Genomic DNA, 21464 nt, shown 5'->3' with positions numbered 1-21464 from the left:
TAATCCCGATGGATTCCCCCTGCACGTTCCCAGACGACCCGGGGTAACCCGTGCAGGACGCGCGGCGCCGCCGGCCCGGAGCTCTGAGCTGGCCGTTTCTTATGACCATCGGATTTCGCGGGTCCGGTGACGCATCGAAGGCGGGGTTCGTCAATCACTCGTGTGGGGGAATGCGTCCGTCATAGGGGCCGCTGGTTATCCGTTCGGGTGAACGTTCATTACCAACGGGCTGTCGCGCGGTTGATCAGACCGGCCCTGGTACCGGGGCCACCCTCTCTTCCCAGAAGGACCTATCGTGATCAAGAAGATCCTCGCCACGGCCGCCGTCGCGGCCTCGCTCGCGGGTGTCTCCGCGACGGTCGCCCCCGGCGCGATGGCCATCGGTGACGACCACGGCACCACCACCGCCAACGGCAACGGCTCCGAGCAGAACTACGGCAACACCTACACCAGCGGTGTGATGAGCCCGTCGTTCGCGCTGATCCAGGGCTCGCTCAACAAGCCCTGCATCGCCCTGCCGGCCAAGGCCAACCTCGGCTCGCTCGTCGGCGTCGTGCCGATCAGCATCCAGGACCTCAACGTGCTGACGTCGCCGCAGAACCAGCAGTGCACCGAGAACTCCACCCAGACCCAGGGTGACGAGCCGCTGTCGCACCTCCTCGACCAGCTGCCGATCCTGTCCGGCAACGGCACGGCCAACCACTGACCCGGCCGACCGCCGACCGGCCAGGCAGCCGACCGGTGCCGCCGGTCCGCCCGGCTCCGTACGGCCCCGGCGCCCGACATCCCCGTCGGGCGGACCGGGGCCGTCGCCGTTTCCGGCGCGCGCCGGAAGGAATTCCGGCGGGCCCGGCATTGCGCGGCGGTCGGGCGGGCGCGGATATCGCGGGAACCGGACGAGTTCCACCGGCCATTCGGGTGGATCGCGTGTTTCGGCGGCCGTTTGGCAGTTTCCTCGGCACCGGGGTGGTCGTTGATCCGGTCGGCAGCGGTGTGCTCGGGTGTGGGAAATGCCCGGCGAACCGTCACGAAGGCCGTGGCGGTGCACGACGCCGTTTCCGGAAAAGGAGTTCACCGTGAAGTACACGAAGGTCGCAGCGGTCGCCGCCGGCACCCTGATGGCGGCCGGTGCCGCTGTCCCCGCGTTCGCCAGCTCCGGCGCCGGCGCCGTCGCGGCCGGCTCGCCGGGCGTGCTGTCGGGCAACGTCGTCCAGGTCCCGGTGCACGTCCCGGTCAACCTGTGCGGCAACACCATCAACATCATCGCGCTGCTGAACCCCGCGTTCGGCAACACGTGCGTCAACGCCGACAACTGACGTCCGCCTGGCAGGCCGCGACAGCGCCCTGATCAGGTACCGCCCCGGAGCGCCGCATCTCTTCGCGCCCCGGGGCGGTGCGTCTGGCGGGGGCCCGCGAAGCGCCGCGCGCCCCTGAGAAGCGAAGTCGAAAGAAGAGTCGATGCGACAGATCCTGAGCCGGAGTCTGCTCACCGTCGCTGCCGCGAGCAGCGTCCTTGCCGCGACCGGGGGGTACGCACAGGCGGATTCCGGCGCCGACAGCACCGCGACCGGTTCGCCCGGCCTGCTGTCGGGCAACTCCGTGCAGGTCCCGGTGGACGTGCCGGTCAACGCGTGCGGCAACACGGTCGACGCCCCCGGGCTGCTGAACCCCTCGTTCGGCAACTCCTGCGGCAACACCTCGTCCCCGGCGCCGACCACACCGCCCGCGCAGGTGCCGCCGCCGCGCACGGAGAACCCGCCCACACCGTCGAAGACCCCGCCGGCCACCCCGGTGCAGCACCACCAGCTGGCCGAGACCGGGCTGAACGGCCACACGGCGGGCTTCGCGGGTGCCGCGGGCGCCGCCCTGCTGCTGGGCGGGGCGCTGCTCTACCGGCGTTCCCACACCGCGGCGCGCTCCGCGCGCACCTCCCCCCGCAACCGCTGACCGCAGACCGCTGACCGCTGACCGCTGACCGCCGGCTGCCGACCCAGGCTGCCGGCCCGACCGCCGACCGCTCCCGCCGACCGCTCCGGCGGGGCGCCGCCCTTTCGCCCGGGAAAAGCGGCTAGTACGAGAAATGCGCCGAGGTTCCGCACGTAAGGGTGATTGTCGCGGCGGTGGCCTGATTTCCGTTTCCTGTGGATCGGCGCGGTCGTTGTTCAGCGTGCCGGACTTCGGCGCTCCGACGGCGTTCCACGGCACCCCGACTTCCCAGGGTCGGGTCGCCGGCTCTCGGCTAAGGAAAGGGTGGCAAGTGAAGTACTCGAAGGTTGCGGCGGTACTGGCCGGTTCGGTGATGGCGGCCGGGGTGGCCGCACCTGCCTTTGCGGACGACACCGCCAGCGCCCCCGTCTCGGTCGACAACATGTCGACGATGCCCACGAGCATCAACGGCGGAGTGGACCAGGCGCTCAACGAGCAGCCGTTGCAGAAGGTCGCGGACGCCACGCACGTCCAGTCCGTCCTGAACACCCTCCAGGGCGCCACCGACTCCTTGCAGGGCGCCACCGGCCCCGCCGGGTCCGCCCTTTCGGGTGCCACCGGCGCCGTGCCCGGCGGCACGCTGCTCGGCGGTCTTCCGCTCGGCAGCCTCCCGCTCGGCTGATCCCGCCCGCCGGTTCTCCGGCCCGCCCGGCCCTTCCCACCCGGTTGTTACCCCGTCGGAGTGAAAGGCCGGAACCAAAACCCGCTGGAGCGGTTGATCAGGTCGCTCCAGACCTTCCAGAACAGTGCGACAAGCACCAAAAAAAGGGACAACAATGATCAAGAAGATGCTTGCCGGTGCTGCTCTCGCCGCGTCGGTCGTCGCTGTCGGTGCCACCGCCGCCCCGCAGGCCATGGCGATCGGCAACGACGAGGGCACCACCACGGTGAACGGCAACGGCGCCGAGCAGTCGTTCGGCAACACCCTGACCGGTGGCACCCAGAGCCCCCAGATCGGCCTGGTCCAGGGCACCCTGAACAAGCCGTGCCTCGGCGTGCCGGTCAAGGCCAACGTCGGCTCGCTGGTCGGCCTCGTGCCGATCACCGTCCAGGACATCAACGTGCTGACCTCGCCGCAGAACCAGCAGTGCACCGAGAACTCCACCCAGGCGCAGGGCGACGAGCCGCTCTCCCACATCCTGAGCAACATCCCGGTCCTGTCCGGCAACGGCGTGGCCAACCACTGAAGCACCCCCGGCCGCACCGCGGCCCCCGGCCGGTGACGCTCGCCCCCCGAGCCGAACCGGCCCGCTCCACCCGTACGGGCCGCCGGCCTTCCCCCCTCGCCGGCGGCCCGTCGCCGTGCCCGGCCGCTGTCGGCGCCTGCCGCTACGGTCGGACGATGCCCAAGACGACGTACTTCACGGCGACGAGCATCGACGGCCGCATCGCGGACGAGGCAGGCTCGCTCGACTGGCTCTTCACGGCCGACCGGGGCGGCGAGGGCAGCAGCCGCTTCCCGGCGTTCTACGGCACCGTCGGTGCCTTCGCCCTCGGCGCCACCACCTACGAGTGGGTGCTGGAGCACGAGCAGTTGCTGCGGCAGCCCGAGAAGTGGCGCGAGTGGTACGGCAGCACGCCGTGCTGGGTCTTCACCCACCGCGAGCTGCCGGCCGTGCCCGGCGCCGACATCACCTTCGTCCGCGGCGACGTCCGCCCGGTCCACGACGCGATGGCCGCGGCCGCCGGGGACCGCACGATCTGGCTGATGGGCGGCGGTGAGCTGGTGGGCCGGTTCGCCGACGAAGGGCTGCTCGACGAGCTGGTGCTCGGTGTCGCACCGGTCCTCCTCACCGGCGGCGCCCCGCTGCTGCCGCGGCGGCTGGGGTCCGACCGCCTCACCCTGACCTCCGCCGAGCAGGTCGGCGGCTTCGCCTATCTGACCTACGCCGTCGGCCCGGCCTGAGCAGCGGCGCCGCACCCGGCGCGACGGTTCCGGCCCGCGGTCGGTAGGGTCCTGCTGACCTGCTGCTTCCCCCCTCCGAGGTGTCCGCGTGAGCTCCGACCCCGCGCCGGTGACCGTCGTCGGCATCGGCGCCGACGGCTGGGACGGGCTGCCCGAGACCTCCCGGGCCGCGCTGCGCGCCGCGGACACGGTGATCGGCGGCCCGCGCCAACTCGACCTGCTGCCGCCGGAGTGCACCGGGCAGCGGCTGCCGTGGCCGTCGCCGCTGCGGCCCGCGGTGCCCGCCCTGCTCGCCGCGCACGCCGGCCGCCGGCTCGCGGTGCTGGCCAGCGGCGACCCGTTCTTCCACGGCATCGGCCGGGCGCTGGCGCAGACCGCGGGCCCCGCCGCGCTGCGGGTGCTGCCGCACCCCTCGTCCGTCTCCTACGCCTGCGCCCGGCTCGGCTGGCCGGTCGAGGACACCGCGGTCGTCTCGGCCGTCGGCCGCCCGGTCGCCGCGCTGGCCGCCGCCCTGCACGACCGCCGCCGGCTGCTCGTGCTCAGCGCCGGCGCCGCGACCCCCGCCGAGGTCGCCGCGCTGCTGCGCGACCGCGGCTTCGGGCCGAGCCGGCTGCGGGTGCTGGAGCAACTCGGCGGCCCCCGCGAACAGGTGGCCGCCGACGGCACCGCCGCCGACTGGCCGCACCCGCCCGGCGACCCGCTCAACGTGGTCGCCGTCGACTGCCGCCGCGACACCGCCGCGCCGCGGCTGGGCGCCGTACCCGGGCTGCCGGACGAGGCGTACGACCACGACGGCCAGCTCACCAAGCGCCATGTGCGCGCCGCCACCCTCGCCGCGCTGGCGCCCGTGCCCGGCGAACTGCTCTGGGACGTCGGCGGCGGCTCCGGCTCCATCGCGATCGAGTGGATGCGCACGCACCCGTCCTGCCGGGCCGTCAGCGTGGAGCGCGACCCGGTCCGCGCCGCCCGGATCACCGCCAACGCCGACCGGCTCGGCGTGCCCGCGCTGCGGGTCGCCGTCGGTGCCGCGCCCGCCGCGCTCGCCGAACTCCCGGTGCCCGACGCCGTGTTCGTCGGCGGCGGGCTCACCGCGCCCGGGCTGCTCGACACCTGCTGGGACGCGCTTCCCGCGGGGGGCCGCCTCGTGGCCAACACGGTCACCCTGGAGTCCGAGGCGCTGCTCGCCGCGCACTACCGCCGCCGCGGCGGGGAGCTCGTACGGCTCTCGGTCGCGCACGCCGCACCCGTCGGCGGCTTCACCGGCTGGCGGCAGGCGATGCCGGTCACCCAGTGGGCCGTGGTCAAACCGGCCGCACCCGCAGGACCCGTAGGAGGGGCAGACGTATGACCGTGTACTTCATCGGCGCCGGGCCCGGCGCCGCCGACCTCATCACGGTGCGCGGCGCGCGGCTGCTCGCCTCCTGCCGGGTCTGTCTGTACGCGGGGAGCCTGGTGCCGCGCGACCTGCTCGCGGACTGCCCGCCCGGCGCCGAACTCGTGGACACCGCGCGGATGGATCTCGACGCCATCACCGAGGCGCTGGTGCGCGCGCACCGCGACGGCCACGACGTGGCGCGGCTGCACTCCGGGGACCCGTCGGTGTTCAGCGCGGTCGCCGAGCAGATGCGGCGGCTCGACGCCGCCGAGGTGCCGTACGAGGTGGTCCCCGGGGTGCCGGCGTTCGCCGCCGCGGCGGCCGCGCTCAAGCGGGAGTTGACGGTGCCGGCGGTCGGGCAGACCGTGATCCTCACGAGGGTGGCGCAGCGGGCCACGCCCATGCCGCCCGGGGAGGACCTGCCGACCCTCGCGGCCAGCGGTGCGCTCCTCGTGCTCCACCTCGCGGCCGGGTACGCCGAGCGCGTCGTCGCCGAACTCCTCCCGCACTACGGCGCGGACTGCCCCGCCGCGGTGGTCGCCTACGCGAGCCGGGCGGACGAGGTCGTCCTGCGCGGGACCCTCGCCACGATCGCCGGCCAGCTCACGGAGGCGGGCATCCGCCGCACCGCCGTCATCATCGTCGGGCGCACCCTGGGGGCTTCCTCCTTCCCCGACAGCCACCTCTACTCCCCCCTCCGGGGGCGCCCCTGACCCCCCGCCACCCCGCCCCCTGCGGTCGCGGGACCACCCCCCCGGCGGTGGCTCGTCGCGCAGTTCCCCGCGCCCCTGGGTGGTGCCCCTTGGGGTGGTCGGTCAGTTCCTCGCGCCCCTGGGGGCGGTTGGTTCGCGGCGCGCTGCTACCCGCGCTTGGCGGCGGCGAGCAGCTTGATCAGGGGCGCGGGGAACTGCGCGACGAGCCACGACGCACCGGCAGGCGCACACGCACCGCAGGGGGCAGTCGCTCGGGTGTTCCACGTGGAACATTAGGGTGGCCCCGTGCATGTGCTGGTGCTCGGAGGTACGACCGAGGCGAGGCAACTCGCCCGGCTCCTGGCCGCGCGCGAGCGCACCGTGACGTCGTCGCTCGCCGGGCGCGTGGCGGCCCCCACCCTCCCGGAGGGCAACGTCCGGATCGGCGGCTTCGGCGGCGTCGAGGGAATGGCGCGCTGGCTGCGCGAGCACCACGTGGACGCCGTGGTGGACGCGACGCACCCCTTCGCGGAGCGGATCAGCGCCAACGCCGCGGAGGCGGCCACCCGCACGGGAGTGCCGCTGCTGGCGCTGCGCCGCCCCGGCTGGACCCCGGTCCCCGGCGACGACTGGCGCTTCGCGGACTCGCTCGCCCAGGCCGCGCAGTTGCTGCCGGACCTGTCGGACCGGGTGTTCCTGACGACCGGCCGCAGCGGCCTCGCGGCCTTCGCCGGGCTGGACGGCCTGTGGTTCCTGGTGCGGTCGGTGGACCCGCCGGAGGGCGAGGTGCCGCGGCGGATGACGGTGCTGCTGGACCGGGGCCCGTACACGCTCCAGGGGGAGCGGGAGGTGCTGCGGGAGCACCGGATCGGGGTGCTGGTGACGAAGGACAGCGGGGGTGCGGCGACCGCCGCGAAGCTGGTGGCGGCACGGGAGGCGGGGCTGCCGGTGGTGGTGGTGCGCCGGCCGCCGGGGGTGGCGGGGGTGGAGGTCGCCCAGGACGTGGAGCGGGCGGCGCGGTGGGTGCGGGAGCGGGTGGGCTGAGGGCACGGCGGCGGGGTGCGCGGTGCCCTCAGCGCTGCGGGTGGTCCGGCGCCCGGGGGAGGGCGCCGTCAGTCCCGGGGGTAGGTCCGCGGCGTCCAGACGACCTGCTCGCCGCCCCCGCGCACCACGGTCCTGGTCTGGGACGACCCGACGATCAGCAGGGTGCGCATGTCGACCTCGTCCGGGTCCAGTTCGGCGAGGCGGACGATCCGCACCCGCTCCCCCGGCCCGCCGACGTCGCGGGCGACCACCACGGGCGTGTCGGGAGCACGGTGCTCCAGCAGGAGTTCGCGCGCCTTGGCCACCTGCCAGGTGCGGCTCCTGGAGCCCGGGTTGTACAGCGCCAGCACCAGGTCCGCGGCGGCAGCCGCCCGCAGCCGCTCGGCGATGACCTCCCACGGTTTGAGCCGGTCCGACAGGGAGACGGTCGCGTAGTCGTGGCCGAGCGGCGCACCGACCCGCGCGGCCGCCGCGTTCGCCGCGGTCACACCGGGCAGCACCCGTATCGGCACGTCCTGGTACGGCGGTTGCGAGGCCGCCTCCACCACGGCGGTGGCCATCGCGAAGACCCCCGGGTCGCCGCCGGAGACCACGGCCACCCGCCGCCCCCTGCGGGCCAGGTCGAGGGCGAACTCGGCGCGCTCGGCCTCCACCTTGTTGTCGCTGCCGTGCCGCCGCTGGCCGGACCGCACCGGCACCCGGTCCAGGTAGGTGGTGTAGCCGACCAGGTCGTCCGCGGCGGCCAGCGCGCCGCGCGTCTCGGGGGTCAGCCACAGCGGCCCGGCCGGACCGGTGCCCACGACCACGACCTGCCCGCGCCCGCCGCCGTCGGCGTCCGCCTCGGACACCGCCGCGGGTACGGCCGTCCGCGGCTCCGTCGCGCCGCCCCGGCTCGGCAGCACCGCCACCGCGAAGTACGGCACCGACTCCGGGTCCACCTCGGCGAGTTCCGCGGTCCGCTCACCGGCCATCGTGGCCCGCTCGACGTACCGCGCGTCCGCCAGCCGCCCCGAGCGCTCCAGCGCCCGCCGCACCGCCGGGAACGTCCGGCCCAGCTTCAGCACCACCGCGGTGTCCGCCGCCGCCAGCCGCGCGGCCAGCTCCTCCTCCGGCAGCGTGCCGGGCAGCACCGTCAGCGACTCCTCGCCCTCCACCAGCGGCGCCCCCAGCCGCGCGGCCGCGCCCGCCATCGACGTCACCCCGGGCACCACCTCCGTCGGGTACCGGTCGGCCAGCCGCTTGTGCATGTGCATGTACGACCCGTAGAAGAGCGGGTCGCCCTCCGCCAGCACGGCCACGCTGCGCCCCGCGTCCAGGTGCGCCGCCAGCCGCGCCGCGGCCTGCTCGTAGAATTCCTCCATCGCGCCCTGGTAGCCGCCGGGGTGGTCGGTGGTCTCGGTGGTGACCGGGTAGACGAGCTGCTCCTCGATCTGGCCCGCGCGCAGGTACCCCGCCGCGATCCCGCGGGCGATCGACCGGCCGTGCCGCGCGCTGTGGTACGCCACCACGTCGGCCGCCGAGATCACCTCCACGGCGCGTACGGTCAGCAGCTTCGGGTCGCCGGGGCCCAGGCCGACCCCGTAGAGCCGCCCCACGCTGTCGGATGCGGCCGTCTCGTGGGCCGCTGACGGACGGCTGCTCATTCTTCCTCGCTCGCGATCGCGTTGAGCGCGGCGGCCGCGATGGCGCTGCCGCCGCGCCTGCCGTGCACCACCAGGTACTCGAGGGCCGACGGGTCGGCGGCCAGGGCCTGCTTCGACTCGGCCGCGCCGACGAAGCCGACCGGGACGCCGATGACCGCGGCCGGCCGCGGGCCGCCCGCGGCGACGAGTTCGAGCAGCCGGAACAGCGCGGTGGGCGCGTTGCCGACCGCCACGACCGCGCCCTCCAGCCGGTCCCGCCACAAATCCAGGGCCGCCGCGGTGCGGGTGGTGCCGAGGTCCGCGGCGAGCGCGGGCACCGACGGGTCGCCCAGCGTGCAGATCACCTCGTTGTCCGCGGGCAGCCGCTTGCGGGTCACCCCGCTGGCGACCATCGCGGCGTCGCAGAGGATCGGCGCCCCGGCCCGCAGCGCCGCGCGGGCCCGCGCGACCACGCCGGGCGAGTACGCCAGGTCGGCGACCAGGTCGACCATGCCGCAGGCGTGGATCATCCGCACCGCGACCTGGGCGACGTCCGCGGGCAGCCCGCCGAGGTCCGCCTCGGCGCGGATCGTGGCGAAGGAGCGGCGGTAGATGGCCGCACCGTCCTTCTCGTACGCGTAGGGGTACGCGGAGCCCGGGGGGACCGGGGGCACAGGGGGCACGGTGGTCTCGCTCATTCGGTCGGCGCGCCGCGGCGCGCGGCCGCCACGGTGGCGGCGAGGTCGGCGGGCCGGGGGTGGGCGCTTCGCAGCGGGGCCCCGGTACGGAAGAGGTCCACACGGTAGCCGTTCGAGGTGGCGACGACTTCGACGCGGTCGGGGGTGCGGGGGCGGCCGCAGGCGCGGGAGCAGCCGGACCAGTGGACGGGGAGGGGGCGGGGGGTGGTGCCCCCGGGTTCCCCGCTCCCGGGTTGTGTGCCCTCGGGCTGTGTGTCCCCGGGTTCCCCGCTCCCGGGGGTGGGGCGGGAGGGCTCGGCGTCCCCGGGTGCCGGGTGGACGAGGGCCGCCGCGTCCGCGCGGACGTCGGCGAGCGACTTCGCGCAGCCGGGCCGCCCGGCACACGCGCTCACGCCCACCCACGGGGAGCCCGGGTCCGTCACCAGTCCGGCCGCCGCGAGCGCGGCCAGCTCCGCCCGGGCCCGGTCGGCGGGCACCCCGGGGACGACGGCGCCGCGCCACGGGGTGAGCCGCAGCTGCGCGGCCGGGGTGCGGGCGGCGAGCGCGCACAGGGCGCGCCACTGGTCGGGGGTGAGGCGGCCGAGGGGGGCGAGGACGGAGAGGGCGAGGGGGCCGCCGGGGGCGGCCGGGTGCGGGATGGGACCGATTGCGGGGGGCACTGTGGGTGCTGTGTGTGCGGCTTCCCCCCGGGTGCCGGCGGGGGAGGCGGTGTGTGCGGCTTCCCCCCGGGTGCCGGCGGGGGAGGCGGCGGGCGGGGCCGCGGTGGTGGCGGGCGGTGCGGTGAGACGGCCGGCGAGGTCCGCGGTGAGGGCCGCGCCGCGGTCGGGCAGGTCGGCCACCCGCCACGCGGTGGGCTCGCCGCCGCCGTCGGGCGTGGCCGCGGCGAGGAAGCCCTCCGCGGCGAGCAGCGCGGCCCGGGGCGCGTCGGCGGCGGGAAGGCGGAGGGCCGTGTTGCGGCCGATCCGCAGCAGCGCCGTCCCGTCCGGCGCCGCGCGCAGCGTCACGTCGGGTCCCAGGGCCGCGACGTCGCCGCGCCCGTCGTCCAGCGCGAAGAGGAACCGCCCGGACAGCGCCGCGGCCGCCGCGCTCCCGCACAGCAGCCCGTCCAGCTCCCGCAGCCAGCCCCCGACGTCCAGGTGCCCCTGCCCGTCCAGGCCCGACAGCGGCGACGCCACGACGTTCCGTACCCGCTCGTGCGCCGCCGACGGCAGCAGCCCGGCCGCGCCCAGCAGTTGGGCCAGCTCCGCCCCGCAGCCCGCGGCCAGGCCGCGCAGTTGGACGTTGCCGCGCGAAGTGAGATGGACATCACCGTCGCCGAACCGCCGGGCCGCCTCGCCCAGCCGTTCGGCCTGCGCCGCGCCGAGCGCACCGCCCGGGACGCGGACCCTGGCCAGCGCGCCGTCGTCGGCGGTGTGCAGCCGAAGGGCCCCCGGGCAGGCGTCCGCCCGGCCGCGCGGGGCCCGGGCGCCTTCCCCTACCGCCGCGTTGACGTCCGCCGGGCATGCGTCGGCGGCCGGCCGCGGCGGCTGGACGGGCTGGTCGGGGGCGGTGGACATGGCGGCGAGCATACCGACCGTGCCACAAATCGGGTCATCTGCCGAATGCCTACGGCGCTTACTATGCTCCCCGTGCGGACCTTCCGGTTCGCCATTGCCGCAGACGGCGACAGGGGAGGAAGCCCGGTGCGAATCCGGCGCGGTCCCGCCACTGTGAACTTGGCCACCGGTGCCTCCGGCGGTCGAGCGAGCCAGGAACTCCCGCCGTCCGACACCACCCGGGGCGCGGACACCCCGAGGAAGGGTTTTCGTTGTGACCGGATCATCCGAGTTGCCCCGTTCCGCCGACTCCAGCACCACCGCCCCGGTGCGGGGTGCCGAGGAACTGCCCCCGGCCGAAGCGCCTTCGCCCGCCGGTGAGCAGGGGCTCGGCGGGCCGCATCCCGAACGGGTGCTGCTGCTGAGCACGTCGGACACGGACCTGCTCAGCGCTCGGGCGGCCGGGGGACCGGTGGCGTACCGGTTCGCGAACCCGACGCGGGTGGACGTGGCGCTGCTGCCGGAGCTGCTGGAGGGCGTCGGCCTGGTCGTCGTACGCCTGCTGGGCGGACTGCGGGCGTGGCAGGAGGGGCTGGACGCGCTGCTGGCGACGACCCTGCCGGTGGTGGTGCTGAGCGGCGAACAGGCGCCGGACGCCCAGCTGATGGCGGCGTCCACGGTGCCGGTGGGCCTCGCGGCCGAGGCGCATGCGTACCTGGCGCACGGCGGCCCGGCCAACCTGGAGCAGCTCGCCCGCTTCCTGTCCGACACGGTGCTGCTCACCGGCCACGGCTTCGAACCGCCCGCGCCCGCGCCCTCCTGGGGCCCGCTGGAGCGTACGGCCGCCGCGGCGCCCGCGGACGCCCCCGCCGTCGCCGTGCTCTACTACCGCGCCCACCACATGAGTGGGAACACCGCGTTCGTCGGCGCCCTGTGCGACGCGATCGAGGCGGCCGGGGCCCGGGCGCTGCCGTACTTCGTCGCCTCCCTGCGCACCCCCGAGCCCGGACTCGTCGCCGAACTGTCCGCCGCCGACGCGATCGTCACCACCGTGCTCGCCGCCGGCGGCACCCGCCCCGCCGACGCGTCCGCGGGCGGCGACGACGACGCGTGGGACGCGGGCGCGCTCACCGGCCTGGACGTCCCCGTGCTCCAGGCGCTGTGCCTGACCGGCTCGCGCGCCGCGTGGCTGGCCAACGACGAGGGCGTCTCCCCGCTCGACGCGGCCACCCAGATCGCGGTGCCCGAGTTCGACGGGCGGCTGATCACCGTCCCGTTCTCGTTCAAGGAGGTCGACGCCGACGGCCTGCCCGCCTACGTCGCCGACCCCGAGCGCGCCGCCCGCGTGGCCGGCATCGCCGTACGGCACGCCCGGCTGCGGCACATACCCGCCGCCGACAAGCGCCTGGCCCTGGTGCTGTCCGCCTACCCCACCAAGCACTCCCGCATCGGCAACGCGGTCGGCCTCGACACCCCCGCCAGCGCGATGGCCCTGCTGCGCCGCCTGCGCGAGGAGGGCTACGACTTCGGGCCCGACCCCGTCCCCGGCCTCGACGCGCCGTCCGACGGCGGTCCTTCCGACGTCACCCCTTCCGACGGCTCCCCCCTCCACCCCGGCGACGCCCTCATCCGCGCCCTCATCGACGCCGGCGGCCACGACCAGGACTGGCTCACCGAGGAGCAGTTGGCCCGCAACCCCGTCCGGGTCCCCGCCGCCGACTACCGCCGCTGGTACGCCACCTTGCCGCGGGAACTGCGCGACGCGGTCGAGGAGCACTGGGGCCCGCCGCCCGGCGAGCTGTTCGTGGACCGCAGCCGCAACCCCGAGGGCGACATCGTGCTCGCCGCCCTCCGCCACGGGAACCTGCTGGTCCTCATCCAGCCGCCGCGCGGCTTCGGCGAGAACCCGATCGCGATCTACCACGACCCCGACCTGCCGCCCTCGCACCACTACCTGGCCGCGTACCACTGGATCGCCGCCCCCGCCGCGGACGGCGGCTTCGGCGCCGACGCGATGATCCACCTCGGCAAGCACGGCAACCTGGAGTGGCTGCCCGGCAAGAACGCCGGCCTGTCGGCGGCCTGCGGCCCGGACGCGGTCCTGGGCGACCTGCCGCTGGTCTACCCGTTCCTGGTCAACGACCCGGGCGAGGGCACCCAGGCCAAGCGCCGCGCCCACGCCACCCTCGTCGACCACCTCGTGCCGCCGATGGCCCGCGCCGACTCCTACGGCGACATCGCCCGCCTCGAGCAGCTGATGGACGAGCACGCCCAGATCGCGGCCATGGACCCGGCGAAGCTCCCGGCGATCCGCGCCCAGATCTGGACCCTCATCCAGGCCGCCCGCCTCGACCACGACCTGGGCCTGGCCGACCGCCCCGACGACGAGGGCTTCGACGACTTCCTGCTGCACGTCGACGGCTGGCTCTGCGAGATCAAGGACGCCCAGATCCGCGACGGCCTGCACGTCCTCGGCCAGGCCCCGGCCGGTACCGACCGGGTCAACCTGGTGCTGGCGATCCTGCGCGCCCGGCAGATCTGGGGCGGCACCGCGGCCCTGCCCGGGCTGCGCGAGGCGCTGGGCCTGGACGAGTCCGCCGCCACCCGCACCGCCGCCGACGCCGTCGAGGAGCGCGCCCGCGCCCTGGTCCAGGCGATGGAGGACGCCGGCTGGGACCCGGCCGCCGTGCCCGCCGTCACCGCCGGCAGCGGCGAACAGGTCGCCGCCGTCCTGGAGTTCGCCGCCCGCGAGGTGGTCCCCCGGCTCACCGCGACCACCGACGAGATCGACCGCACCGTGCACGCGCTGGCCGGCGGCTTCGTGCCCGCCGGGCCGTCCGGCTCGCCGCTGCGCGGCCTGGTCAACGTGCTGCCCACCGGCCGCAACTTCTACTCCGTCGACCCCAAGGCCGTGCCCTCCCGGCTCGCCTGGGAGACCGGGCAGGCGCTCGCCGAGTCGCTGCTGACCCGCTACCGCACCGACAACGGCGACTGGCCGGCGTCGGTGGGCCTGTCGCTGTGGGGCACCTCCGCGATGCGCACCGCGGGCGACGACATCGCCGAGGCGCTGGCCCTGCTCGGCATCCGCCCGGTCTGGGACGACGCCTCCCGCCGCGTCACCGGCCTGGAGCCGGTGCCGCTGGACGAGCTGGGCCGCCCCCGGATCGACGTCACCCTGCGCATCTCCGGCTTCTTCCGCGACGCGTTCCCGCACACTGTCGCCCTGCTCGACGACGCGGTGCGGCTGGCCGCCTCCCTCGACGAGCCCGACGACCGCAACCACGTACGCGCCCACACCCGCGCCGACCTCGCCGAGCACGGCGACGAGCGCCGCGCCACCACCCGCATCTTCGGCTCCCGGCCGGGCACGTACGGCGCCGGGCTGCTCCAGCTGATCGACTCCCGCGACTGGCGCACCGACGCCGACCTCGCCGAGGTCTACACCGTCTGGGGCGGCTACGCCTACGGCCGCGGGCTCGACGGCCGCCCGGCGCGCGGCGAGATGGAGACCGCCTACCGCCGGATCGCCGTCGCCGCGAAGAACACCGACACCCGCGAGCACGACATCGCCGACTCCGACGACTACTTCCAGTACCACGGCGGCATGGTCGCCGCGGTACGGGCGCTGCGCGGCACCGCCCCCGAGGCGTACATCGGCGACTCGACCCGTCCCGAGACCGTCCGCACCCGCACCCTCGTCGAGGAGACCTCCCGGGTCTTCCGCGCCCGCGTGGTCAACCCGCGCTGGATCGAGGCGATGCGCCGGCACGGCTACAAGGGCGCCTTCGAACTCGCCGCGACCGTCGACTACCTCTTCGGGTACGACGCGACCACCGGTGTCGTCGCCGACTGGATGTACGACAGGATCACCGAGGCGTACGTCCTCGACCCCGCCAACCGGGCCTTCCTCCAGGACGCCAACCCCTGGGCGCTGCACGGCATCGCCGAACGCCTGCTGGAGGCGGAGTCCCGCGGGATGTGGGCCGAGCCCGACCCCGAGGTGCTCGCCGAGCTGCGCCAGGTCTTCCTGGACACCGAGGGCGACCTCGAAGGCGGCGACGCCGGGGAGGGCGAGGAGTGAGCCCGGCGCGGCCGTAGGATCGCCCGAGCCGGGCACCCGACCAGCAGGAACCGACATCCGACCAGCAGGAGCCGGGCACCCCGAGCCGGGTCCGGGCCCCCGACCAGGAGGAGAACCGCCGATGCGCGTCGCCGTACTGGACGACTACCAGCAGGTCGCCGAGTCGCTGGCCGACTGGTCCGGGCGGCTGCCCGGGGCCGAGCCGGTCTTCTTCCCCCGGCACCTGGCCGACCGCGACGCGCTCGTCGCCGCCCTCGAGCCGTTCGACGTGGTGGTGGCGATGCGCGAGCGCACCGCCTTCCCCCGCGAGGTGCTGCGGCGGCTGCCCCGGCTGCGGCTGCTGGTCACCACCGGCATGCGCAACGCGGCCATCGACCTCGCCGCGGCGGCCGAGTTCGGCGTGCTGGTCTGCGGCACCCGCTCGCACCCGACCGGCACCGCCGAGCTGACCTGGGCGATGATCCTCGGCCTGGTCCGGCAGGTCGCCGACGACGACGCCGCGATCCGGGCCGGCGGTTGGCAGCGGCGGGTCGCACCGGACCTGGCGGGCGAGGTGCTGGGCGTCGTCGGCATGGGGCGGCTCGGCGCGCGGGTCGCCGCGGTGGGCGCCGCGTTCGGCATGGACGTGGTCGCCTGGAGCCCGCACCTCACCGCGGAGCGCGCGGCGGCCGGCGGCGCCCGGGCGGTCGGCAAGGACGAGCTGTTCGCCACCGCGAAGGTCGCCACCGTGCACATGGTGCTCGCCGACGCCACCCGCGGGATCGTCGGCGCCGCCGAACTCGGCGCCATGCGCCCCGACGCCTACCTCGTGAACACCTCGCGCTTCGGGCTGATCGACGAGGACGCGCTGCGCCGCGCCCTGGCCGCCGGCCGCCCGGCCGGCGTCGGCCTCGACGTCTACGACACCGAGCCGCTGCCCGACGGCCACTGGCTGCGCACCGCGCCCCGCACCCTGCTCTCCCCGCACATGGGCTACGTCACCGACACCACCTACCGGATCTTCTACGCCGACGCCGTGGAGGACATCGAGGCGTGGCGCGCGGGCGCCCCCATCCGCACCCTCTGACGGCCGGGCCCGTTCGCCCCTGCCTCAGCGCATGCCCGCGGACGTCAGCAACTCGCGCGCCCCGGCCGCGTCAATCGACTCCGCCAGCTCGCGCAGTGCGCACCGGTCCGGCAGCAGCCCGGCGGCGTGCGCGCGCCGGGCACCGCGGTCGAGTTCGTGCCACAGGAACGGGTTCGCCACCAGCACCCGCACCTCCACCGACGCCCGCCCGCCGAACGCGTCGCGCAGCACCACCCGGCGGTCGATCTCCCCCAGGAACCGCGCCGAGACCAGGTGGTCGGTGTGCACCCGCCGCCGGCGCAGCAGCCCGCGCACGTCCAGCCAGCCGTCCCCCGCGGTGGTCCTGGCCGGCAGCAGGATCGCGAACAGCACCAGCGCGAGCGCCCCGCACACCGCCAGCCGCGGCACGCTCAGCCGGCCGTTCCACGCGTCGGTCACCAGCGCCACGGCCAGTACCGCCGCGGCCGCGCCGTACGCGCTCCACAGCCGCCCGGCCCACGCCCGGTCGCACGCCACCGCGGGCCCGCCCTGCCGCCGAGCCCGTATCCGCACCCGCAGCCGAGCCCGCAGCCGTGGCTCCGCCCCGGAGCACTCCCCACGTCCCATGGCCCCGACGCTAGTTCCCCCACCCCCGCCCGCCGCCGCCCTTGACGCCCCCCTGACGCCCCGCCCCCGCTTCCTGGCTCCCCCTTTACACCCCCATGGCCCCCACCTGCGGAGCACGGGTGGCGGTGGGGGCGCGGGGCTCCGTTTGAGATGTGGCCGGGGCGGGTGTTGGCTGGAAGGACCACGGAGGTGGTGAAAATGAAGGCTGTCGTCTATCAGGAACCTTTCTCCGTCGCAGTCGCCGATGTCGACACCCCCGGCATCCAGCACCCCAACGACGTGGTGGTCCGTGTGACGTCCTCCGCGATCTGCGGGTCGGACCTGCACATGTACGAGGGCCGCACCGCGGCCGAGGCCGGCATCGTCTTCGGCCACGAGAACCTGGGCATCGTCGAGGAGACCGGCGACGGTGTCACGTCCCTGCGGGTCGGGGACCGCGTGGTCATGCCGTTCAACGTCGCCTGCGGCTTCTGCAAGAACTGCCTGGCCGGCAACACCGGCTTCTGCCTCACGGTGAACCCGGGCTTCGCCGGCGGCGCGTACGGCTACGTGGCCATGGGCCCGTACGCCGGCGGTCAGGCCGAGCACCTGCGGGTGCCGTTCGCCGACTTCAACTGCCTGAAGCTCCCCCCGGGCGAGCAGTTCGAGACGGACTTCGTGCTGCTCGCCGACATCTTCCCGACCGGCTACCACGGCTGCGAACTGGCCGAGGTCTCCCCCGGCGAGTCCGTCGCGGTCTACGGCGCCGGGCCGGTCGGGCTGATGGCCGCGTACTCCGCGCTGCTGCGCGGCGCCGCCAAGGTGTTCGTCGTCGACCGGGTGCCGGAGCGGCTGGCAAAGGCCGAGGAGATCGGGGCGGTCCCGATCGACTTCACCAAGGGCGACGCGGCCGAGCAGATCCGGGACCTCACCGGCGGCGAGGGCACCGACAAGGGCATCGACGCGGTCGGCTACCAGGCCCAGGGCCACGAGGGCGGCCACGAGGAGCCCGCGACCGTGCTCAACGCGCTGGTGGAGACGGTCCGCCCGACCGGGCGGCTCGGCATCCCCGGCCTGTACGTGCCGTCCGACCCCGGCGGGCCCGACGAGCACGCCCGGCACGGCCAACTGCTCGTCTCGATCGGCAAGATGTTCGAGAAGGGGCAGCGGATGGGCACCGGCCAGTGCAACGTCAAGCGGTACAACCGCCAGCTGCGCGACCTGATCACCGCCGGCCGGGCCCGCCCCAGCTTCGTGGTCAGCCACGAACTCCCGCTGGAGCAGGCGCCGATGGCGTACGAGAAGTTCGACCAGCGGGTGGAGGGCTTCACGAAGGTGGTGCTGCACCCGGCACTCGCCGCATGAGGCCGCGTCGGTCCGCGTGGGACGGCCCGCCCCGGACTCCCGGGGCGGGCCGGCCCGGTGCGCTCAGAGAACGACCACCGACCGCAGCACGTCGCCCTCGTGCATACGGGCGAACGCCTGCTCCACATCGGTCAGTTCGATGGTCTCGGTGACGAACGCGTCGAGGTCGAGCCGGCCTTGCAGGTAGAGGTCGATCAGCATCGGGAAGTCGCGCGAGGGCAGGCAGTCGCCGTACCAGGACGACTTCAGGGCGCCGCCGCGGCCGAACACGTCGAGCAGGGGCAGTTCGAGCCGCATCTCCGGCGTGGGCACCCCGACCAGCACGACGGTGCCGGCCAGGTCGCGGGCGTAGAACGCCTGGGTGTACGTCTCGGGGCGGCCGACCGCCTCGATCACCACGTCCGCGCCGAACCCGCCGGTCAGCTCACGGATCGCCTCGATCGGCTCGCTGGTACGGGAGTTGACCGTGTGCGTGGCGCCGAGCCGCTGCGCGGTGGCGAGCTTGCGGTCGTCGATGTCCACCGCGATGATCCGCGCGGCGCCCGCGAGCCGGGCGCCGACCACCGCCGCGTTGCCGACCCCGCCGCAGCCGATCACCGCGACCGAGTCGCCCCGGCCCACGTTCCCGGTGTTGATGGCCGCGCCGAGCCCGGCCATCACGCCGCAGCCGAGCAGGCCCGCCGCCGCGGGCGAGGCCGCCGGGTCGACCTTGGTGCACTGCCCGGCCGCCACCAGCGTCTTGTCGGCGAACGCGCCGATGCCCAGCGCGGGCGACAGCTCGGTGCCGTCCAGCAGCGTCATCTTCTGCCGGGCGTTGTGCGTGGCGAAGCAGTACCAGGGCCGGCCGCGCCGGCAGGCCCGGCAGTCGCCGCACACCGCACGCCAGTTGAGCACCACGAAGTCCCCGGGCGCGACCTCGGTCACGCCCTCGCCGACCGACTCCACGACACCGGCCGCCTCGTGGCCGAGCAGGTAGGGGAAGTCCTCGCCGATGCCGCCCTCGCGGTAGTGCAGGTCGGTGTGGCACACCCCGCACGCCTGCACCGCGACCACCGCCTCGCCCGGACCCGGGTCCGGCACCACGATCGTCTCGACGGCCACCGGCGCACCCTTGCCGCGCGCCACCACACCCCGAACCTGCTGCGCCACGTCATCCGCCTCTCTACGTGTACCTGCCGGAGAACCTCGACCCCGCATTCTCCCGCGCCGGGTACCGCCGCGCGACAAGCCACGCAACGGCCCCGCGGCCGGTCCCCGGCCCCTCCCCGTCCCGCGGCCCGGCCCCTGCGGTCCCCGGAGCTACGCGGCGCCGCCCCGCCGGGGCTGCCCGGTCCGCGCCCCCGCGGCCCGCCCGGCCCCGCCGTTCGCCCGGCCGGAGCCCCCGGCGGCGCGCGACGCACCACCCCCGGCGCGGGCGGCACCACCCGCGCCCCGGGGCGTACGGCCGCGCCCCGTACCGCCCTGCGCACCCGCCGCGCCGCCGGTGGCACCGGCACCGCCCGCGCCGCCCGAGCGCGACCTGCGCCGCCCGCTCCCGCGCCGGGCGGACCCGCCGGAAGCCTGCGCGGCCGGCGTCTGCGCCGGCACCGGAATCGTCACCGGCACCCCGGACGGCACCCGGGCACCGGTGATCCGGGCCAGTTCCTCGTCCTCGGAGTGCACCTTCGCCGTCTGCGGGGTGATCCGCGCCTTGGCCATCAGCCGTTCCATGTCGCGCCGCTGCTCGGACAGCACCAGCGTCACCACGCTGCCGGACGCGCCCGCGCGGGCGGTGCGGCCGCCGCGGTGCAGGTAGTCCTTGTGGTCGGCGGGCGGATCGACGTTGACCACCAGGTCCAGGTCGTCGATGTGGATGCCGCGGGCCGCGACGTTGGTGGCCACCAGCGCGGTGACCTCGCCGCTCTTGAACTGCGTGAGGGTACGGGTGCGCTGCGGCTGGGACTTCCCGCCGTGCAGCGCCGCCGCCCGCACCCCGTTGGCCAGCAGCGTCTTCGCCAGCCGGTCCACGGCGCGCTTGCTGTCCAGGAAGAGCAGCACCCGCCCGTCACGGGCGGCGATCCGCACCGTGGCGGCGCGCTTGTCCTCGCTGGTGACGTGCAGCACGTGGTGCTCCATGGTCACCACGGCGCCGGCCGACGGGTCGACGGCGTGCACCACCGGGTCGGACAGGAACCGCCGCACCAGCGTGTCCACGTTGCGGTCGAGGGTCGCGGAGAACAGCATCCGCTGGCTGTCCGGCACCACCAGCCGCAGCAGCGCGGTGACCTGCGGCAGGAAGCCCATGTCGGCCATCTGGTCGGCCTCGTCGAGGACGGTGATCGTCACCTGGTCCAGCCGGCAGTCGCCGCGGTCGACCAGGTCGCGCAGCCGTCCCGGGGTGGCGACGACGACCTCCGCGCCGGTGCGCAGCGCGGCGGCCTGGCGGCCGATCGACAGCCCGCCGACGACGGTGGCCAGCCGCAGGCGCAGCGCCCGGGCGTAGGGGGTGAGCGCGTCGGTGACCTGCTGGGCCAGTTCGCGGGTGGGGACCAGCACCAGCGCGAGCGGCTGGTGCGGTTCGGCGCGCTTGCCCGCGGTGCGGGCCAGCAGCGCCAGCCCGAAGGCGAGGGTCTTGCCGGAGCCGGTCCGGCCCCGGCCGAGCACGTCGCGGCCGGCCAGCGAGCTGGGCAGCGTGGCGCCCTGGATCGGGAACGGCTCGGTGACGTCCTGCCGGGTCAGCTCCTCGGCCAGGGCGGCGGGCAGGTCCAGCTCGGCGAAGGTGGTCGCGGCCGGCGGCGCGGGGGTCTGCGTGGTGTACGCCGAGGTGTACGCGGACTCCTCGGAGCCGGTGTCGGCCGGGCGGCCGCCGCCGCGGGGGGAGCCGGTGCGGCCGGCGCCCTGCTGGGGGCCGCGGGGCCTGCGCCGGGCGGGGCGGGACGGTCCGCCGGTATTCGTCTGACGGGTTCTTTCGGGCATGCGTGGAGCCTTCCTCGAAGGCGGCGCGTGCCGAACAAAGACTCCGCGAAGAGTGACACCGGGCGGAGACCCGCGAAACGAGCCGGGAGCTGAACGGGTGAGGAGGTGAACAACTGCGGAACAGCGGTGGGACGGCGATGGGAAAGGCCGGGTGAACGGCCGGGGAATCCGGGCGGAAAAGCCGTCCGGGCCCGAAAAGCCGGGCCCCGCGTGCGAAGCGGCGGGACCCGGCTCGGGTACTGCTCGGGTACTGCTGGGTGGAGCTGCGTCCGGTCAGGCCGGGACGATGTTCTCCGCCTGCGGGCCCTTCTGGCCCTGCGTGACGTCGAAGGTGACCTTCTGGCCCTCGTGGAGCTCACGGAAACCCTGGGTGGCGATGTTCGAGTAGTGGGCGAAGACGTCGGCGCCGCCGCCGTCCTGCTCGATGAAGCCGAAGCCCTTTTCCGAATTGAACCACTTGACGGTACCGGTTGCCATGTCTGACTTCCTCTGATGGTGCAGTTCCTGATCCCGCACTTCACGGGCCAGGTGTCGCTGCAATGACCCCATCCTGG

Annotated in this window: 19 protein-coding genes and 1 riboswitch; of the genes, 12 read left to right on the top strand and 7 right to left on the bottom strand. The window is 75.3% G+C overall.

Annotated elements, in window-relative coordinates; all coding sequences use genetic code 11:
• The first annotated feature begins 295 nt into the window (after window positions 1-295).
• The 9 genes from AC3ERT_RS02105 (at window position 296) to AC3ERT_RS02065 (ending at window position 7003) form a co-directional block, all read left to right on the top strand.
• The gene (locus AC3ERT_RS02105; RefSeq protein WP_335971443.1) at window positions 296-706 is read left to right on the top strand and encodes a rodlin; all 411 of its coding nucleotides are present in this window, start codon (window positions 296-298) and stop codon (window positions 704-706) included.
• 370 nt (window positions 707-1076) lie between these two features.
• Window positions 1077-1316, top strand: coding sequence for a chaplin (locus AC3ERT_RS02100; RefSeq protein WP_335971441.1), 240 nt, complete (start codon window positions 1077-1079; stop codon window positions 1314-1316).
• 142 nt (window positions 1317-1458) lie between these two features.
• On the top strand, window positions 1459-1947 hold the full coding sequence (locus AC3ERT_RS02095) for a chaplin (RefSeq protein ID WP_335971439.1): 489 nt from the start codon (window positions 1459-1461) through the stop codon (window positions 1945-1947).
• 310 nt (window positions 1948-2257) lie between these two features.
• Window positions 2258-2608, top strand: a complete 351-nt coding sequence (locus tag AC3ERT_RS02090) for a hypothetical protein (protein WP_335971436.1) — start codon at window positions 2258-2260, stop codon at window positions 2606-2608.
• 154 nt (window positions 2609-2762) lie between these two features.
• Window positions 2763-3173: a rodlin gene (locus AC3ERT_RS02085; RefSeq protein ID WP_335971434.1), complete on the top strand. Its 411-nt coding sequence runs from the start codon at window positions 2763-2765 to the stop codon at window positions 3171-3173.
• A 155-nt stretch (window positions 3174-3328) separates the two neighbouring features.
• Window positions 3329-3892 carry a dihydrofolate reductase family protein gene (locus AC3ERT_RS02080; protein ID WP_435172383.1) on the top strand — a complete coding sequence of 188 codons (564 nt, stop codon included), beginning with the start codon at window positions 3329-3331 and terminating at the stop codon, window positions 3890-3892.
• Window positions 3893-3980: 88 nt separating this feature from the next.
• Window positions 3981-5240 carry a precorrin-6y C5,15-methyltransferase (decarboxylating) subunit CbiE gene (gene cbiE / locus AC3ERT_RS02075; RefSeq protein ID WP_435172382.1) on the top strand — a complete coding sequence of 420 codons (1260 nt, stop codon included), beginning with the start codon at window positions 3981-3983 and terminating at the stop codon, window positions 5238-5240.
• A complete protein-coding gene (cobM, locus tag AC3ERT_RS02070) occupies window positions 5237-5980 on the top strand; it encodes a precorrin-4 C(11)-methyltransferase (protein ID WP_435172381.1) in 744 nt (247 codons plus the stop codon). The genes cbiE and cobM overlap by 4 nt, the downstream gene beginning before the upstream one ends.
• Before the next feature lie 285 nt (window positions 5981-6265).
• A complete protein-coding gene (locus AC3ERT_RS02065; RefSeq protein ID WP_435127630.1) occupies window positions 6266-7003 on the top strand; it encodes a cobalt-precorrin-6A reductase in 738 nt (245 codons plus the stop codon).
• Between the two features lie 68 nt (window positions 7004-7071).
• Here the strand turns inward: AC3ERT_RS02065 and AC3ERT_RS02060 are convergent, their stop codons facing one another.
• Genes AC3ERT_RS02060 through AC3ERT_RS02050 form a run of 3 tightly spaced genes read right to left on the bottom strand, consistent with a single transcriptional unit; the run spans window position 7072 to window position 10879 of the window.
• On the bottom strand, window positions 7072-8646 hold the full coding sequence (locus AC3ERT_RS02060) for a precorrin-2 C(20)-methyltransferase (protein WP_435127632.1): 1575 nt from the start codon (window positions 8644-8646) through the stop codon (window positions 7072-7074).
• Window positions 8643-9299 carry a precorrin-8X methylmutase gene (locus tag AC3ERT_RS02055; protein WP_435172380.1) on the bottom strand — a complete coding sequence of 219 codons (657 nt, stop codon included), beginning with the start codon at window positions 9297-9299 and terminating at the stop codon, window positions 8643-8645. The genes AC3ERT_RS02060 and AC3ERT_RS02055 overlap by 4 nt, the downstream gene beginning before the upstream one ends.
• Before the next feature lie 20 nt (window positions 9300-9319).
• Complete coding sequence (locus tag AC3ERT_RS02050) at window positions 9320-10879, bottom strand: hypothetical protein (protein ID WP_435172379.1); 1560 nt, start codon at window positions 10877-10879, stop codon at window positions 9320-9322.
• A gap of 84 nt (window positions 10880-10963) precedes the next feature.
• Window positions 10964-11086: riboswitch (cobalamin riboswitch) on the top strand.
• Window positions 11087-11270: 184 nt separating this feature from the next.
• Here AC3ERT_RS02050 and cobN point away from each other — a divergent pair.
• Together cobN and AC3ERT_RS02040 are read left to right on the top strand one after the other, a co-directional pair.
• Window positions 11271-14939 (top strand): cobaltochelatase subunit CobN, encoded by a 3669-nt coding sequence (gene cobN, locus AC3ERT_RS02045; protein ID WP_335972206.1) that lies wholly within the window; start codon window positions 11271-11273, stop codon window positions 14937-14939.
• Window positions 14940-15060: 121 nt separating this feature from the next.
• Window positions 15061-16005 (top strand): D-2-hydroxyacid dehydrogenase family protein, encoded by a 945-nt coding sequence (locus AC3ERT_RS02040; RefSeq protein ID WP_335971415.1) that lies wholly within the window; start codon window positions 15061-15063, stop codon window positions 16003-16005.
• Window positions 16006-16029: 24 nt separating this feature from the next.
• On the opposite strand, the gene AC3ERT_RS02035 is transcribed toward AC3ERT_RS02040, so the two are convergent.
• Complete coding sequence (locus tag AC3ERT_RS02035) at window positions 16030-16611, bottom strand: hypothetical protein (RefSeq protein ID WP_435172378.1); 582 nt, start codon at window positions 16609-16611, stop codon at window positions 16030-16032.
• Window positions 16612-16809: 198 nt separating this feature from the next.
• Between AC3ERT_RS02035 and AC3ERT_RS02030 the strand changes: the two genes are divergently transcribed.
• Window positions 16810-17955: a glutathione-independent formaldehyde dehydrogenase gene (locus tag AC3ERT_RS02030; protein ID WP_435127641.1), complete on the top strand. Its 1146-nt coding sequence runs from the start codon at window positions 16810-16812 to the stop codon at window positions 17953-17955.
• A gap of 63 nt (window positions 17956-18018) precedes the next feature.
• Here AC3ERT_RS02030 and AC3ERT_RS02025 read toward each other — a convergent pair whose 3' ends face one another.
• The 3 genes from AC3ERT_RS02025 to AC3ERT_RS02015 form a co-directional block, all read right to left on the bottom strand.
• Complete coding sequence (locus AC3ERT_RS02025) at window positions 18019-19104, bottom strand: S-(hydroxymethyl)mycothiol dehydrogenase (RefSeq protein WP_335971408.1); 1086 nt, start codon at window positions 19102-19104, stop codon at window positions 18019-18021.
• Between the two features lie 150 nt (window positions 19105-19254).
• On the bottom strand, window positions 19255-20910 hold the full coding sequence (locus AC3ERT_RS02020) for a DEAD/DEAH box helicase (RefSeq protein WP_435172377.1): 1656 nt from the start codon (window positions 20908-20910) through the stop codon (window positions 19255-19257).
• A 273-nt stretch (window positions 20911-21183) separates the two neighbouring features.
• On the bottom strand, window positions 21184-21387 hold the full coding sequence (locus AC3ERT_RS02015; RefSeq protein WP_103500173.1) for a cold-shock protein: 204 nt from the start codon (window positions 21385-21387) through the stop codon (window positions 21184-21186).
• Window positions 21388-21464 lie beyond the last annotated feature (77 nt).

This window comes from Actinacidiphila sp. bgisy145 (assembly GCF_057708125.1).
Note: the sequence above shows the minus strand (reverse complement) of the source record. Positions and strands in the feature narration are given on the sequence as shown.